Here is a 14,453-nt window from a genome sequence, read left to right on the forward strand (position 1 = left end):
CTTTGTTAATTTGAGCGTTATAATGAAAACTATACCTATGCTGACATAAAAATATATATAAATCCTATTTTTACATAACAAAAAAAGCCAGTTGAACTGGCTTTTACTTATTGCTGCTCTTGTTTGTTTTCTTCTTTAGCAGCTTCTTTTTCTTGCTCTTCTTTTAGCAATACTTTTCTAGATAGATTCACACGACCTTGCTTGTCAATCTCGATAACTTTAACTGTAATCACATCACCGATTTTCACAACGTCTTCTACTTTACCTACACGCTCTAGTGCAAGTTCAGAAATGTGAACTAATCCATCTTTACCGCTGAATAATTCAACGAAAGCACCGAATTTCTCAACACGTTTCACTTTTCCTTCGTAGATTTCACCTACTTGTACTTCGCGAACGATATCTTCGATAATTTTCTTAGCTTTGTCATTCATTTCTTGATTTATTGAAGAAATAAATACTGTACCATCTTGCTCGATGTCAATTTTAACACCAGTTTCTTCAATAATTTTATTGATTTGTTTACCACTTGGTCCAATAACGTCACGGATTTTATCTGGGTTAATTGTCATTGTAATAATCTTTGGAGCGTACGCTGACAATTCAGTACGTGGCTCTGCAATAACAGATAACATATGGTTTAGAATGTGCACACGACCAACTTTCGCTTGTTGTAATGCCTCTTCTAAAATTTCACGAGATAGACCATCGATTTTAATGTCCATTTGTAGTGCAGTTACACCTTGTGCTGTACCTGCTACTTTAAAGTCCATATCACCTAAATGATCTTCCATACCTTGAATATCAGATAAAATTGTGTAATGCTCACCAGTTTTAACTAGACCCATTGCAATACCTGCAACTGGAGCTTTAAGTGGAACACCAGCATCCATCATCGCTAAAGTACTACCACAGATACTTGCTTGTGAAGTAGAACCGTTTGATTCTAAAACTTCAGATACAAGACGTACTGTGTATGGGAAATCTTTTTCAGATGGAATTACAGGCTCAAGAGCACGTTCTCCTAGTGCACCGTGACCAATTTCACGACGACCTGGTCCACGCATCGGTCTTGTTTCACCAACACTAAATGATGGGAAATTGTAATGGTGCATAAAGCGTTTTGATTCCTCAACACCAAGACCATCTAAAATTTGTACATCGCCTAGTGCACCTAATGTACAAATACTTAATGCTTGTGTTTGTCCACGAGTGAACAAACCAGAACCGTGTGTACGAGATAAAATGCCAACCTCTGATGCTAATGGACGAATTTCATCACCTTTACGACCATCTGGGCGGATTTTTTCAACTGTAATAAGACGACGTACTTCTTCTTTTACAATTTTATATAAAATCTCACTTACTTGTCCTAATGTATCAGCGTCAGCTTCCTGCGCTTCGTAATGCTCAATTACACGCTTTTTCACTTCGTTAATTGCATCTTCACGTGCATGTTTCTCATGTACTTGAATTGCAGAGTGCATATCCTTCTCAGCCATTTCACGTACAGCTTGGTTAAGATCAGCGTCAACTTCATAAAGTTTCACTTCTGATTTCTCTTTACCTACAGCTTGTACAATCTCTTCTTGGAATGCAATTAGACGTTTAATTTCGTCATGACCAAACATAATTGCTTCTAACATTGTTTCTTCAGGCACTTGATCTGCTCCTGCTTCAACCATGTTAATTGCATCTTTCGTACCAGCTACAACAAGGTGAATATCACTTTGTTCTTGCTGTTCTACTGTTGGGTTGATAACGAATTCGCCATTAATACGACCAACTGTTGCACCCGCGATTGGACCTTCAAATGGAATATCTGAAATCGATAACGCTAATGAAGAACCAAGCATAGCTGCCATTTCAGAAGAACAATCTTGATCAACACTCATTACAATGCTGACAACTTGTACTTCGTTACGGAAACCATCTGCGAAAAGTGGACGAATTGGACGGTCGATTAAACGACTTGCCAAAATTGCTTTTTCACTTGGACGACCTTCACGTTTAATGAAACCGCCAGGAATTTTTCCGACTGCATATAAACGCTCTTCATAGTTTACTGTAAGTGGGAAGAAATCTACATTTTTTGCTTCTTTTGATGCAGTTGCTGTAGATAGAACCGCTGTATCGCCATATCTTACTAATACTGCTCCGTTTGCTTGCTTCGCAAGCTGACCTGTTTCAACTGTTAGCTGACGACCAGCTAAATCTATCGAGAAGACTTGCTTTTCTTGACTCATTTAAGTACCCCTCTCAATTTAAAGTATTCAATTCTTCTATGTAAATGGATAGTATATCACAATATTCTACCTCTAGTATTACCGAAAATGAAGTAAGCTATAAAGAGTAGAAGATATATTTTTACCTAACAAAAAAGCGGGAATATTCCCGCTTCTTTGACTATCGACGTAAGCCAAGCTTTGTGATTAATTCACGGTAACGTGTGATATCGCTATTACGAAGGTAAGTTAGTAAGTTACGACGTTTACCAACCATCTTTAATAGACCACGACGTGAATGATGATCTTTCTTGTGAGTACGTAAGTGCTCGTTTAGAGTGTTAATTTGCTCCGTTAGGACAGCAATTTGAACCTCTGGAGAACCAGTATCAGTCTCATGAGTTCTAAATTGTGCAATGATTTCATTTTTACGTTCTTGTGTTAAAGCCATCCTATTTCACCTCCTATTAATTAAACCCCCAATTACCTAGCAAGCGTCGGTGAGTCGCAATGCCAAGCAATGGTTGTCATAAAGTACATAACATAGAATACTACTTTTCATTTGAAAAAGCAAGTATATTCTTTTCGTTCGCAAAATATTCTTGTGCTGTTTTCTTATCTTTTGCGATTTGTTCAACTAACTCATCAATGCCATTGAATTTCTTCTCTTCTCTTATACGCATATGCCACTCTACCGTAACATTTTGATCATATATGTCGTTGTTAAATTCAAATAAATGCACTTCAATAGATAATTGACGCTCATCTTCTTTAAACGTTGGTTTATATCCAATATTACATACACCGTCGTACCATTCACCGTGAACTTTTAATCTCACTGCATAAACACCTACAGGTGGTAATAGATACTCATCACTTAAACCTACATTAGCTGTCGGAAAACCAATTTGACGTCCACGTTTATCACCGTGTACAACTGTTCCCCCTACTGTATATGCTCTACCTAAAATAGATGGAATTTGTTCCATTTCGCCATTTCGAATTAATTTTCGTAATGCTGTAGAACTTACTTTCTCTTCTTGAAATTCAACTTTTTCAATCACAGTCTGTGTAAACTCCCCTCTTGCATGAAATGGTAAAGTCTCCATCTTTCCTTTTCCTAAACGTCCATATGAATAATCAAACCCTGCTACTACATGCTTTACATTTAAACCAATAATATAATCATCTACAAATTGTTGTGGTAATAAACCTGCAAATGATTCGTCAAATTTAACAACATATAATATATCGATTCCTAAGTTTTCGACTATTTTTTCTTTATCACACATTGGTGTAATATACTCTGCATGCGCTTCTTTTTTTCCTAAAACAACAGATGGATGCGGATAAAATGTCATAACCGCACTTTTATATCCTCGTTCATCCGCTATTTGTTTCGCAGTTCGAATCACACATTGATGTCCTAAATGAATGCCATCAAAAAATCCTAATGCCATTACAGTAGGTGGTAATTCTAATTTGTTTTGTTCATGTGGATGAGTTAAATGAATAAGTTTCACGCTTGAATTCACCTTTTTCTGTAATAATCCTTCCAATAATTCATTATAGCTTTAGTTCTTGATTATTCACAAGTACTTTCATCGGCTTTAGCATACCAGGATGTTTTGGATGATGCTCATAAATTGCAAGGCAATGATCGTTTTTATCAAACACTGTTATAAATGGCGCCGTTATTTCCAATTCATTTTTTAAGAACATACCATTCTTTATTTTCTCTGCTTGCTTTTCATCTACAACCATTTTCGGGAACTTACTTAATGCTTCATCAATTGAAATAAAGATAGACTCTACTGTTCCATTTTGCACGTTTTCTTCAATTTCTTCAAATGATATGCAATCTTCTAATAAAAATTCACCAGAAGCTGTTCTTACAAGGTGGGACATATGTGATGGAAAACCAAGTTTTTCACCAATCATTACTGCTAATGTTCTTACATATGTTCCTTTACTACACGTTACACGGAAACGGAATGAAATATTTCCTCCTTCAAAAACTTCACGGTCATCTAGTAATACAAATTCATGAATTGTAATTGTACGAACTGGACGTTCTACTTCCTGTCCTGCTCTTGCATATTCATATAATTTTTTTCCGTTAACTTTTACAGCTGAAAACATTGGAGGCATTTGCTCAATCGTACCTGTTAATGCCGCAAGAACCTCTTCCACTTCCTTACGAGTAATAACACGATCTACATGTTTCGTTTCAACAACTTCACCAGAAGCATCTTCAGTTGTTGTTGAAAACCCTAATGTCACTTCACCTTCATATGTTTTCGTTTCACTTGTTAAAAATTGTGCAATCTTCGTTGCTCTTCCAACACAAATAGGCAATACTCCTGTTACATCTGGATCTAATGTTCCTGTATGACCAATTCGTTTTTCACGCAATATCTTTCTTAATTTAAATACACAATCATGTGATGTCATGCCTTTTGGCTTATGTAATAATACTACACCTTCCATATATGTTCACCTCATCATAATTCTTTCATAGTAAATGTCCAAAATTTATTTTGCATTGAAAAAATGGATAGACAATTGTCTATCCATTATTCTTCACGTTTACCTTCTTTATTAATTTCATGTAAAAGTGTATCAATTCGATGACCGTACCCAATAGACTCATCAAATTCAAAGGAAATTTCTGGTGTCTTACGAAGACGAATACGTTGGCCAATTTCTGAACGAATGAAGCCTTTTGCCTTCGCTAAACCTTTTAATGTATTTTCTTTCTGTTCCTCGTCACCTAAAACAGAAATATATACTGTGGCAATTTGTAAATCTCCACTCACTTGTACATCTGTTACTGTAACAAATCCAACACGTGGATCTTTAATTTTACGACTGATAATGTCGCCTAATTCTTTTTTCATTTGCTCGCCTACACGGTTTGCACGTAATTTCATAACTCTTCACCTCATTCAGTACCATTCCAATTGTGTTATCGTACGTTCAATTTCAGGAAATGAATCGATGTACTCAAGTACACGATTCATTTCTTTTTCACAAATAACACGATTTGAGGATACGGAAACAATTGCAATTTCTGTACGTTGCCATACATCTTGATGCCCTACTTCTGAAACAGCAACGTTATAACGTTGCTTCACACGAGTTAGCACCCTTTGTAAAATTGCTCGTTTCTCTTTTAAAGAATGCACATCGTAAATCATACACTCGAATGAGAGTGAAGCGATAATCATCGCTTCACTTCTTCCATAATGTACGCTTCAATGATGTCCCCTTCTTTAAGATCATTATATCTCTCAATTGTAATACCACACTCATAGTTTTGTGCAACTTCTTTTACGTCGTCTTTGAAACGTTTTAACGTATCAAGTTGACCTTCGAAAATTACAATACCATCACGGATAATACGAACACCACTATCACGTGTAATTTTACCGTCTATTACGTAACAACCTGCGATTGTTCCCACTTTTGTTACCTTGAATGTTTGACGAACTTCCGCTTGACCGATTACTTTTTCTTCGAATTCTGGATCAAGCATACCTTGCATTGCTAATTCAATTTCTTCAATTACTTTATAGATAATGCGGTGTAAGCGAACATCAACGTTCTCTAATTCAGCTGTACGCTTCGCGTTCACATCTGGACGTACGTTAAATCCAATTACAATTGCATTAGATGCAGAAGCTAAAATAATATCAGATTCTGTAATCGCACCTACACCAGTGTGAATGATTTTAACTTTTACGCCTTCAACATCAATTTTACGAAGTGATGCTGCCATCGCTTCAACAGAACCTTGTACATCTGCTTTGACAATTAAGTTGATTTCTTTTACATCGCTCTCTTGGATTTGTTGGAATAAATCTTCAAGGCTTAATTTAGATTTCTCACCACGTTGTGCAACTAACGCTTCTTGTGCACGTGATTCACCAATTTGACGAGCTTTCTTCTCATCAGCGAATGCCATGAAACGATCTCCAGCCTGTGGTACTTCATTTAAACCTGTAATTTCAACAGGAGTTGATGGACCAGCAACTTTTACACGACGACCAATATCACTTACCATTGCACGAACACGTCCGAATGATGTTCCAACAACAATTGGATCTCCAACTCGAAGTGTACCGTTTTGAACAAGTAACGTCGCGATAGTTCCTTTACCTTTATCAAGTTGTGCTTCAATTACAGTACCAGTTGCATAGCGATTTGGATTTGCTTTATATTCTTCTACTTCACTTACAAGAAGAATCATTTCTAGTAAGTTGTCAATTCCTTCACCTTGAATTGCAGAAATTGGTACGAAGATTGTATCTCCACCCCATGCTTCTGGAACTAATTCATATTCTGTTAATTCTTGCATTACGCGATCAGGATTTGCCGCTGGTTTATCCATTTTATTCACAGCAACAATAATTGGTACTCCCGCTGCTTTCGCATGGCTAATCGCTTCAACTGTTTGTGGCATAACGCCGTCATCAGCTGCAACAACAAGGATTGTAATATCAGTTACTTGCGCACCACGAGCACGCATCGTTGTAAATGCCGCGTGACCAGGTGTATCTAAGAATGTAATCTTCTTATCATTTACTTCAACTTGGTATGCACCAATATGCTGAGTAATTCCACCTGCTTCGCCTGCAGTTACTTTTGAGTTACGGATAGAGTCAAGTAATGTTGTTTTACCATGGTCAACGTGTCCCATGATTGTAACTACAGCTGGACGTTCTTTTAAGTTCTCTTCATCATCTTGCTCATCGATGAATGTCTCAAACTCAGTCTCGCTTACAATTACTTCTTCTTCTACTTCAATACCATAGTCCGTAGCAATTAACTCAATTGTATCTTTATCTAAATCTTGGTTAATTGTTGCCATAATTCCAAGCATGAAGAGCTTCTTAATAATTTCAGATGGCTCTTTGCTTAATTTTTTAGCAAGCTCGCCTACAGTAAGGCTTCCAGAGAAAGTAATTTTATCTGGTGTTTCTACTATTTGCGTTTGTTGTCTTCCAGCAAAGTTATCCTGACGTTTGTCTTCGTTTCCTTTGCCTTTTTTCTTTTTCTTATTGCTGTTCTTTTTACTACGAACAACTTTTTCTTCTACTTCAAACTCATCTGCAACAGAAGGTTTTTCAGTTTGGTATTCATTATCTAATTTGTTTACTACTTCATCTTCTAACATTGTCATATGATTCGAAACCTCGATATTCATCTCTTTAAGTTTTGTCATAAGATCTTTACTTGAGATATTATTTTTTTTTGCATATTCATGTACTCGAATTTTACTCATACCTTCACCCCCGGTAATTTGTATCGAGCATGCTACGTAGCTTTTTCGCAAAGCCTTCATCTAACACAGCTACAACGACTCGCTCGTCTCTCCCAATCGCATGCCCTAATTGTTGTCGATTTTCGACTTTTTTCATTGGTACATTGTAGTACGTCGTTTTATCAGTAATACGTTTAGTAGTGTTCGCTGACGCATCTTCAGAAAGCAATACGAGCTTTGCTTTACCACTTCGCACTTCTTTTAAAACGAGTTCTTCACCCGAAATGATTTTTCGAGCGCGATTTGCTAGTCCTAAAAACGATTTCCAATCGGACACTTATTTCGACTCCTTCTCAACAAGCTCGAGAAGCTCTTCGTACAGAGAACTGTCGATTTTCGCTTTTAGATGATGTTCCAAAATGTTTTTCTTTTGGGCTTGCATAATGCATTCTTTATCTTTTGACAAATATGCACCTCGTCCTGATTTTTTTCCAGATAAATCAATAGACACTTCGCCTTCTTTGGAACGAACAATGCGAACGAGCTCTCGTTTTGATTTCATCTCTTGCGTCGCAATACATTTTCGTAACGGAACTTTTCGATTGCTCATACTCATCACCTCTATTCGATTTCGTCTTCAACTGAATCGAATCCGAATGCGATTACGCTATCTTCTTCTGTCACAATTCCAAGTTGTTTCGCATCAGACTCACTTTTAATATCAATTTTCCAACCTGTTAATTTAGCTGCAAGACGCGCATTTTGTCCACGCTTACCAATTGCTAATGACAGCTGGTGGTCTGGAACAACAACAGTTGTTGCTTTTTCATCTTCATCTACAAGTACTTTAACAACTTGTGATGGGCTTAAAGCATTTGCAACATATTCAACTGGATCATTTGACCAGCGAACGATGTCAATCTTTTCACCTTTTAGTTCATCTACAACGCGTTGTACACGTTGTCCTTTCGGTCCTACACAAGAACCAACTGGATCAACATCAATGTTTTCTGCATGCACAGAGATTTTAGAACGATCTCCTGCTTCGCGCGCTACAGAGCGGATTTCTACAGTTCCATCATAAATTTCTGGAACTTCCATTTCAAATAAACGTTTTAAAAGACCAGGATGTGTACGTGATACGTAAATTTGTGGTCCTTTTGTTGTCTTTTCTACTTTTGTAATAAATACGCGAATACGATCATGTGGCTTATATTGCTCATTCGGCATTTGCTCACTTACAGGTAATAAAGCTTCTACTTTGCCTAAGCTTACGTAGATGAAACGAGCATCTTGGCGTTGTACAATACCAACCATAATGTCTTCTTCACGATCACTAAATTCTGAGTAAATAACACCACGTTCCGCCTCACGAACTCGTTGTGTTACAACTTGTTTTGCAGTTTGCGCTGCAATACGACCAAAATCTTTTGGCGTTACTTCAATTTCTAGTACGTCGCCATCTTGGTAGTTTGGATTAATTTGTCTTGCCTCTTCTACAGAGATTTCAAGACGTGGATCAAACACATTATCAACAACGTCCTTACGTGCTAAAACTTGGATTGTTCCCACTTCTGGGTTAAAGCTCACACGAACGTTTTGTGCTTGGTTAAAATTGCGTTTATAAGCAGAGATTAACGCTGCTTCAATCGCATCAATAATAATATCTTTGCTAATTCCTTTTTCTGACTCTAATACGAGCAAGGCATCTAACAACTCAGTGCTCATGAAGATCCCCCTTCTAACTAAAACGTAACAGCAAGTCGCGCATTTGCAACTTTGTCCATTGAAATTTGGATTTCTTTTTTACGTGTTTTAATTGTTAATAATAGTGTAATTGTAGTACCATCGTAGGAAAGTAGCTTTCCTTCAAACATCTTTTCACCATCAATCGGCTCATATGTTTTAATTGCCACTTGTTTTCCTACCGCTTGCTGGAAGTCTTTCTCTTTCTTTAATGGGCGTTCCGCTCCAGGAGATGATACATCCAAAAAGTAAAGATGAGGAATTGGATCCTCTTTATCTAAAGCTTCGCTTAAACGTTCACTTACCGCACCGCATTCTTCAATGTCGACTCCCTTTTCAGAATCGATGAATACGCGTAAGAACCAGTCTTGTCCTTCTTTCACATACTCTACATCTACAAGTTCAAGATTTAACTCTTCAACGATTGGCTGCGCAAATGCTTCTACAACTTCTGTGACTTTCTTATCCATAAACAGCCTCCTTCCTGCCGCCATGTACCATTTACAAGAAAAGACCCCGTCCACAGAACGGTCTATCTTATTCTTTCTCGTTAGCTAACAAAAGCCCCTGCCGGTTAAGCAGGGAATATCTGTCTTAGTATTACCAAATTTAAGAAGTAAAACTTGTAACAAAATATGTATATACGACAGAAATTTCTTACCTCTCTACATCAATAAAATGTAGATAGTAACACGAAAGAGTGGGTTTCCCCACTCTTTTTTTCACACAATATACATGACATGGTTATCTCGGTTAATAGTATACCATAGCAAATATTGATTTGCAAAGACTTTTCCTACCTATTAGAACAGTGATAACTGGTTTTGATCCGGCAAATCTCCTAAACAACCTTGACTATCTAAATACTCAATAATTGTTTTCGAAACCTTACTGCGCTGCTGCAAGTCTTCTTTTGATAAGAAGTCTCCATTTTTGCGCGCCTCCACAATACTTAAAGCTGCGTTTGTACCAAGACCAGGTACGGCATTAAATGGCGGTATTAATGAGTCTCCATCAATAATAAAGTCTGTTGCATGCGAGCGATACAAATCAACCTTTTGGAATGAGTATCCACGCTCACACATTTCAAGTGTCATTTCTAGTACAGTTAATAAACTCTTCTCTTTCGGCGCTGCATCCAAACCTTTTTGCGCAATTTCATCAATTCTTACACGTATAGATGCTGAACCTTTCGCCATTGCCTCCACGTCAAAGTCATCTGCACGAACTGTAAAGTATGCCGCATAGAACAGAAGCGCGAAATGCACTTTAAAGTATGCGATACGTACGGCCATAAGTACGTAAGCAGCCGCATGGGCTTTAGGGAACATGTACTTGATTTTCTTACATGAATCAATATACCAACCTGGGACGTTATTACTTTTCATGTCCTCTTCCCATTCTTCTGGTACACCTTTACCTTTACGTACCGACTCCATGATTTTGAAGGCTAATGATGGATCTAAACCTTGATAGATTAAATAAACCATGATGTCATCACGACAACCGATAACTTCACTCAGCGTACATGTACCGTTATAAATTAACTCGTTTGCATTACCAAGCCATACGTCCGTACCATGTGATAATCCAGAAATTTGGACTAACTCTGAGAATGTCGTAGGTTTCGTCTCTTCTAACATCTGCCTTACGAATTTCGTACCAAACTCGGGTATGCCAAGTGTACCTGTTTTACAGTTAATTTGTTCTTCCGTTACCCCTAACGATTCTGGTCCAGAGAAAATTTTCATTACTTCTGGGTCGTCCGTTGGGATTGTTTTCGGATCAATACCACTTAAATCTTGTAACATACGAATAACAGTCGGATCATCGTGTCCTAGTATATCAAGTTTCAATAAATTATCATGGATCGAGTGGAAATCAAAGTGTGTCGTTCTCCACTCAGCTCCTATTGAATCTGCTGGAAACTGTATTGGTGAGAAATCAAAGATATCCATGTAATCTGGCACAACGATAATACCACCTGGATGCTGTCCAGTTGTACGTTTTACACCGGTACACCCTGCTACTAAGCGGTCAATCTCTGCATTTCGAATCGTTAAATTATGATCATTTGCATAACCTTTTACATATCCATAAGCAGTTTTTTCCGCAACTGTACCAATCGTCCCTGCACGATATACATAATCTTCACCGAACAGTACTTTCGTATAGTTATGGGCACGTGGTTGGTATTCCCCGGAGAAGTTCAAATCGATATCGGGTACCTTATCTCCTTTAAATCCAAGGAACGTTTCGAACGGAATATCATGTCCATCTTTCACATACGGAATATTACATGTCGGGCATTCTTTGTCTGGTAAGTCGAAGCCAGAACCTACCGAACCGTCATTAAAGAACTCGGATTGCTTACAATTCGGACATACATAATGTGGTGGTAATGGATTTACTTCTGTAATTTCCATCATCGTTGCAACGAATGATGAACCTACCGATCCACGCGAACCTACTAGATATCCGTCTACTAACGATTTTTTCACAAGCTTATGTGAAATTAAATAAATTACGGCAAATCCATGCCCAATAATACTTTTCAATTCTTTTTCTAAACGCGCTTCTACAATTTCAGGTAACTCTTCACCATAAATGCTACGGGCCATTTTATAACTCATATCACGCGTTTCATCATCCGCACCTTCAATTTTCGGTGTATATAAATCATCTTTTACTGGATGAACATCGCCAATTAATGACGCAACCTTTTGCGTATTCGTTACAACAATTTCTTTCGCTGTATCTTCACCTAAAAATGAGAAACACTCTAGCATTTCATCTGTTGTACGAAAATGTACAGGCGGTAATGAATGTCGGTTTAACGGATTTGCTCCGCCCTGTGAACTAACTAAAATTTTACGATACATTGCATCTTCTGGATCTAAGTAATGCACGTTCCCTGTAGCGACAACCGGTTTATCTAACGTCTCACCTAGTTTTACTAAGTTAGAAATAATTGTTTTTAATTGCCCCTCATCTCGAACAAGTTCACGCTCTACTAAATGACGCAACACCTCCGGAGGCATTACTTCAATGTAATCATAGAACTGTGCAATTTCTTCTACCTCTTCAGGAGCTTTTTGCATCATCGCCTCAAACACTTCACCTTTATCACAAGCCGTTCCTACTAAAATTCCTTCACGATATTTTTTTAATAGGGATCTCGGTACACGTGGTACACGGTAAAAGTAATTCAGGTGAGAATATGAAACAAGTTTATATAAATTTTTCAATCCAACATCTGATGTAGCAAGTAATGTCATATGACTTGGACGTCCGCGCTTGTACGCATCTCCTTGTCCCATGCTATCGTTTAATTGATCATGGTATTCAAATCCTTTTTCAATCACATCTTTTAACATTTTCACTAGTAAGTATCCCGTTGCTTCTGTATCATAAATCGCACGGTGATGCTGAGTTAATTCAATATCAAGCTTTTTACACATCGTATTTAATCGATGATTTTTCATTTCCGGGAATAAGAATCGCGCAAGTTCTAACGTATCAATAACTGGGTTATTCGTTTTTTCTAACCCCGCTTTTTTAAAACCTACGTTAATGAAGCCCATATCGAAACTTGCGTTATGAGCAACAAGTGTATGATCGCCCATCCATTCTTCAAACTTTTTAAACACTTCGTCTACTTCTGGTGCATCCGTTAACATATCATCTGTAATACCCGTTAATTCAATAATCGTCGCTGATAATGGTTGATGTGGATTTGCGAAAGATTCAAAGCGATCAATGATTTCGCCACCCTTTACTTTTACGGCAGCCAACTCAATGACTGTATCGTATACAGCTGATAAACCTGTCGTCTCAACGTCGAAAACAACATACGTTTCCTCTGCAAGTAAACGATGCGCTTCGTTATACGCTATTGGTACACCGTCATTAACTAAATTCGCTTCTACACCGTATATAACTTTAACTCCAGCCTTTTTACCCGCAGAATATGCTTCCGGGAACGACTGAGCCACAGCATGGTCAGTAACCGCAATAGCCTCATGCCCCCATTTACCTGCTTGGGCAACAAGTCTAGAAACAGGAGTAACAGCATCCATTTGGCTCATCGGAGTATGAAGATGAAGTTCTACTCGTTTTTCACCTTCTGGCGCTTTATCTTTACGAGACGGTCCTGTTATTTCATTAATATCATTTGCAATCATTACTAAATCTCGAACGAATGTATCATTTTGGACAGAACCACGAGCCTTCACCCACATTCCCTTTTTCAAGGATTGTAGCATTGGAATATCTTCTTTATCACGTGAGAACATTTTGATCATAATAGAATCTGTATAATCCGTTATTTTTAAAGTTAATAACGTACGTCCACTACGAAGCTCTTTTGTTTCCACATGGAAGACATATCCTTGAACCGTTTTTCTTCTTTCTTCATCTTGAATTTCTCGCATCGGTGTAATCTCTTCATCTGGCTTAATAAGATATCCGAGTGTGATCGGCCCTTCATGCACAACGCTACTTTCTTCAGCTTGCTTCTTCGCCATTTCTTCCATAGCTTGTATAACACGCTCACGGTCTTCTTGCTGCGTTTGCTCACGAAACTTTTGCATTTCTTCTGTATTTTGCTGTATATGTGTGTCTAACTGGAAACGTGGGAATCCAAAAGCTTCGTATTGATCCCCTACTGGTTTCGCAACATTTTTCTTTAAAGCAGTAGATTCTAGATCATTATTCACATTTATTAGCAACTTCACTCCATTCACCTGTGGAAGCTGTTTCTTTAAGTAAGCAAACATAGGTGAAACTGTAATTCGTTCCGTACAAAGCGGCCAATACGCCCTCACTTCTTCTTCTGTAAATTGTTTATTCTCTGTTTCTAATGCAAATGTTGTGCTTGCAATATGAGAAAATGATTGCTTAAGCTTTGTTTCTAGCAATTCATATAATTCTGTAGGCAAAATACGTGGCACTTGTAAATCAAAATGCCAACTTTTATTCGCTTTATCGATAACGAGCCTTTCAATACCACCGCCTTGTAAATATTGATTTATAAGGTCGTCTGGTATTTGCAACTGCTGGAGCAAAATTTGAAATCGCTCTTGTTGTTCATTTGTTAAAGACATAAGCACTCTCCTTCCATTTGCTATTATAAATTGAAACGTACTACAAAGAAAGATTTCTCCCTTCTTCTTTTACAAAATACGTTTACAAAGAAAGAGAAGGTACCCCGTTAC

At 37.7% G+C, this 14,453-nt stretch carries 12 protein-coding genes; all 12 read right to left on the reverse strand.

The window, feature by feature from the left end:
* Nucleotides 1-107 precede the first annotated feature (107 nt).
* On the reverse strand, nt 108-2,246 hold the full coding sequence (gene pnp / locus ATN06_RS19355; protein WP_060631974.1) for a polyribonucleotide nucleotidyltransferase: 2,139 nt from the start codon (nt 2,244-2,246) through the stop codon (nt 108-110).
* A 160-nt stretch (nt 2,247-2,406) separates the two neighbouring features.
* Nucleotides 2,407-2,676, reverse strand: a complete 270-nt coding sequence (gene rpsO, locus ATN06_RS19360; protein ID WP_001229392.1) for a 30S ribosomal protein S15 — start codon at nt 2,674-2,676, stop codon at nt 2,407-2,409.
* A gap of 100 nt (nt 2,677-2,776) precedes the next feature.
* Nucleotides 2,777-3,748 (reverse strand): bifunctional riboflavin kinase/FAD synthetase, encoded by a 972-nt coding sequence (gene ribF / locus ATN06_RS19365; RefSeq protein ID WP_060631975.1) that lies wholly within the window; start codon nt 3,746-3,748, stop codon nt 2,777-2,779.
* A 43-nt stretch (nt 3,749-3,791) separates the two neighbouring features.
* On the reverse strand, nt 3,792-4,715 hold the full coding sequence (truB, locus tag ATN06_RS19370; protein WP_060631976.1) for a tRNA pseudouridine(55) synthase TruB: 924 nt from the start codon (nt 4,713-4,715) through the stop codon (nt 3,792-3,794).
* An 86-nt stretch (nt 4,716-4,801) separates the two neighbouring features.
* The gene (gene rbfA / locus ATN06_RS19375) at nt 4,802-5,158 is read right to left on the reverse strand and encodes a 30S ribosome-binding factor RbfA (RefSeq protein ID WP_000776441.1); all 357 of its coding nucleotides are present in this window, start codon (nt 5,156-5,158) and stop codon (nt 4,802-4,804) included.
* 15 nt (nt 5,159-5,173) lie between these two features.
* Nucleotides 5,174-5,455 carry a DUF503 domain-containing protein gene (locus ATN06_RS19380; protein WP_000582364.1) on the reverse strand — a complete coding sequence of 94 codons (282 nt, stop codon included), beginning with the start codon at nt 5,453-5,455 and terminating at the stop codon, nt 5,174-5,176.
* A complete protein-coding gene (infB, locus tag ATN06_RS19385) occupies nt 5,452-7,512 on the reverse strand; it encodes a translation initiation factor IF-2 (protein WP_060631977.1) in 2,061 nt (686 codons plus the stop codon). The genes ATN06_RS19380 and infB overlap by 4 nt, the downstream gene beginning before the upstream one ends.
* A gap of 4 nt (nt 7,513-7,516) precedes the next feature.
* Nucleotides 7,517-7,828 (reverse strand): YlxQ family RNA-binding protein, encoded by a 312-nt coding sequence (locus ATN06_RS19390; RefSeq protein ID WP_001286522.1) that lies wholly within the window; start codon nt 7,826-7,828, stop codon nt 7,517-7,519.
* Entirely contained in the window at nt 7,829-8,101 is a 273-nt protein-coding gene (gene rnpM, locus ATN06_RS19395; RefSeq protein WP_000071125.1) for an RNase P modulator RnpM, read from the reverse strand.
* Nucleotides 8,102-8,112: 11 nt separating this feature from the next.
* The gene (gene nusA, locus ATN06_RS19400; protein WP_000102598.1) at nt 8,113-9,219 is read right to left on the reverse strand and encodes a transcription termination factor NusA; all 1,107 of its coding nucleotides are present in this window, start codon (nt 9,217-9,219) and stop codon (nt 8,113-8,115) included.
* 17 nt (nt 9,220-9,236) lie between these two features.
* A complete protein-coding gene (rimP, locus tag ATN06_RS19405) occupies nt 9,237-9,707 on the reverse strand; it encodes a ribosome maturation factor RimP (protein ID WP_000359096.1) in 471 nt (156 codons plus the stop codon).
* Between the two features lie 333 nt (nt 9,708-10,040).
* Nucleotides 10,041-14,342: a PolC-type DNA polymerase III gene (locus ATN06_RS19410; RefSeq protein WP_060631978.1), complete on the reverse strand. Its 4,302-nt coding sequence runs from the start codon at nt 14,340-14,342 to the stop codon at nt 10,041-10,043.
* Nucleotides 14,343-14,453 lie beyond the last annotated feature (111 nt).

The sequence above is a fragment of the Bacillus thuringiensis genome, from assembly GCF_001455345.1.
Classification (GTDB): domain Bacteria; phylum Bacillota; class Bacilli; order Bacillales; family Bacillaceae_G; genus Bacillus_A; species Bacillus_A thuringiensis_N.

What these genes read in the sequence shown, in the direction of transcription:
- pnp (WP_060631974.1), bottom strand. Translation starts at nt 2,246, where the DNA reads ATGAGTCAAGAAAAGCAAGTCTTCTCGATAGATTTAGCTGGTCGTCAG.
- rpsO (WP_001229392.1), bottom strand. Translation starts at nt 2,676, where the DNA reads ATGGCTTTAACACAAGAACGTAAAAATGAAATCATTGCACAATTTAGA.
- truB (WP_060631976.1), bottom strand. Translation starts at nt 4,715, where the DNA reads ATGGAAGGTGTAGTATTATTACATAAGCCAAAAGGCATGACATCACAT.
- rbfA (WP_000776441.1), bottom strand. Translation starts at nt 5,158, where the DNA reads ATGAAATTACGTGCAAACCGTGTAGGCGAGCAAATGAAAAAAGAATTA.
- ATN06_RS19380 (WP_000582364.1), bottom strand. Translation starts at nt 5,455, where the DNA reads ATGATTATCGCTTCACTCTCATTCGAGTGTATGATTTACGATGTGCAT.
- infB (WP_060631977.1), bottom strand. Translation starts at nt 7,512, where the DNA reads ATGAGTAAAATTCGAGTACATGAATATGCAAAAAAAAATAATATCTCA.
- rnpM (WP_000071125.1), bottom strand. Translation starts at nt 8,101, where the DNA reads ATGAGCAATCGAAAAGTTCCGTTACGAAAATGTATTGCGACGCAAGAG.
- nusA (WP_000102598.1), bottom strand. Translation starts at nt 9,219, where the DNA reads ATGAGCACTGAGTTGTTAGATGCCTTGCTCGTATTAGAGTCAGAAAAA.
- rimP (WP_000359096.1), bottom strand. Translation starts at nt 9,707, where the DNA reads ATGGATAAGAAAGTCACAGAAGTTGTAGAAGCATTTGCGCAGCCAATC.
- ATN06_RS19410 (WP_060631978.1), bottom strand. Translation starts at nt 14,342, where the DNA reads ATGTCTTTAACAAATGAACAACAAGAGCGATTTCAAATTTTGCTCCAG.